Below are 1059 nucleotides of genomic sequence, written 5' to 3' on the forward strand. Positions count from 1 at the left end.
TACGATTGAATACGATCCGTAGTGGGTTGCCCGGGACTCGAACCCGGAACTAGTCGGATGGAGTAGAGATAATCTCCTTGTTAAAATGAAAAAAAAAAGGTAAAAAACCCCTCCCCAAACCGTGCTTGCATTTTTCATTGCACACAGCTTTCTCTATGTATACATAGAAAACTCAATTTCTTTGGTTCCTTATAAATAGGACTCCAAATTCAATACTCAGTAAATTTAATCGTAGTCTTACTGTATGAACATTTAATAATAGAAATAAAGCACTTTTGATAATAAAAAATAATTGATTTTTTTTTATCTCTGCATAAATTTTAATAAATTTCGATTTTTCATTTATGGGGTCTCAGAACCCAATTATTCATGATTGACCAAATCATTAAGATAAAGAATATCCAAATACCAAATTCGCACTCGATATAATCTTTTAGAAGCATAATAACTTCTTGRGAAGATTMAAGAAAGAACTTGKTCKTCCYCCGTAAGGAATTCTTCYAATAAWYCMGARCCYAAYCTTTTYAAAAAAGYRCGTACAGTACTTTTGTGTTTACGAGCCAAAGTTYKARCACAASAAAGWCGAAGTATATAYTTTATTCGATACAAAYTCTTTTTTTTTGARGATCCGCTGTRATAATGAGAAATATTTCTGCATATSCGCACAAATCKGKYGAKAATATCAGAATCTGATGAATCSGYCCAGGYYGSYTTACTAATGGGATGCCCTAATACATTACAAAATTTATCTTTAGCCAACGATCCAATAATAGAAGAAATTGGAATYTTGCTATCCAATTTGATTCTAACATTATCTATTAGAAATGAGTTTTCTAGCATTTGACTACGTACCACTAAAGGGTTTAATCGCAAACTTGACAGATAACCCAGAAACTCTAAATTATCTTTAGATAATTGATTTATATTGACCTTTTGCGATTGAAACCATACCGAAAAATAACATTGCCATAAATTAACAAAATAATATTTCCATTTATTCATCAGAAGCGGCGTATCCTTTGTTGCCAGAATGCATCTTCCGTGATATCTAACATAATG

The 1059-nt window shown here is 31.9% G+C and carries 1 protein-coding gene; it reads right to left on the reverse strand.

Annotated elements, in window-relative coordinates:
- Positions 1 to 363: 363 nt before the first annotated feature.
- Positions 364 to 1059 (reverse strand): group II intron reverse transcriptase/maturase (locus EES38_RS23180; RefSeq protein WP_148090386.1); only part of this gene is annotated, 696 nt, incomplete at its 5' end.

This window comes from Vibrio viridaestus (genome assembly GCF_003856525.1).
GTDB classification, from domain to species: Bacteria; Pseudomonadota; Gammaproteobacteria; order Enterobacterales; family Vibrionaceae; genus Vibrio; species Vibrio viridaestus.